1 protein-coding gene is annotated in these 1,202 nt (G+C 68.1%); it reads left to right on the top strand.

The window, feature by feature from the left end:
• Nucleotides 1-72 precede the first annotated feature (72 nt).
• Nucleotides 73-1,202, top strand: a 1,130-nt coding sequence (locus ACOV8S_RS27700) for a pectate lyase family protein (protein WP_448321181.1), incomplete at its 3' end; no start/stop codon positions are given.

The raw sequence follows: 1,202 nt of genomic DNA, 5'->3' as shown, positions 1-1,202 counted from the left end.
CCGCAGGACCGCCCCCACACTGCCGTCACGCGCCCGACTCGGCGTACGGCGAGGACGAAAGGACGAACGAGGATGAGACGACGCGTCGCATTACGGCTCGGTGCGGCTCTGGCGACCGGTGCGGTCGCCGCGGCGACCGGGGTGATGCTGTCGATGCCCACGGCGTCGGCCGCCGCCGCCGGGGCCACCGGCTTCGCCACCCAGAACGGCGGCACCACCGGAGGCGCGGGCGGTCAGACCGTGCGCGCCACGACCGGAACCGCGATCCACACGGCCCTGTGCAACCGGGCCAGCCGGAGCACCCCGATCGTCATCCAGGTCGAGGGAACGATCAACCACGCGAACACCAGCCAGGTGTCGGGCGGCAGTTGCAGCACCGCCAGTGGCGTGATCGAGCTCAAGCAGATCAGCAACGTCACCATCGTCGGTGTCGGCGGCGGCGCCGTCTTCGATCAACTGGGCATCCACATCAGGGAGTCCAGCAACATCATCATCCAGAACGTGACCGTCCGGAACGTCAAGAAGTCGGGCTCGCCCACCTCCAACGGGGGCGACGCCATCGGCATGGAGAGCGACGTCCGCAACGTCTGGGTCGACCACACCACGCTGGAGGCGTCGGGCGGCGAGTCGGAGGGCTACGACGGCCTGTTCGACATGAAGGACAACACGCAGTACGTCACGCTCTCCTACAGCACGCTGCGCAACTCCGGCCGCGGCGGCCTGATCGGGTCCAGCGAGAGCGACGTCAGCAACGGCTACGTGACCTTCCACCACAACCTGTACGAGAACATCGACTCCCGTACCCCGCTGCTGCGCGGCGGCGTGGCCCACATCTACAACAACCACTACCGGAACCTCAACGAGTCAGGCATCAACTCCCGTGCCGGGGCCCGCGCGAAGGTCGACAACAACTACTTCGAGGACTCCAAGGACGTCCTGGGCACCTTCTACACGGACGCGGCCGGCTACTGGCAGGTCTCCGGGAACATCTTCGACAACGTGACCTGGTCCAGCAGGAGCGGCGACACCAACCCGGCCGGCCCGAACCCGCAGTCGAACACGACGGTCTCCGTGCCGTACGGCTACAGCCTGGACGCGGCGAACTGCGTGCCGAGCGTGGTGAGCCAGACGGCCGGCGCGAACAAGGGCCTGCGCGTCTCGGACGGCAACTGCACCCCCCAGACCCCGGCCCCGACGCCCAC

The sequence above is a fragment of the Streptomyces sp. CO7 genome (genome assembly GCF_053474865.1).
This window is presented reverse-complemented; position numbering and strand designations above follow the sequence as displayed.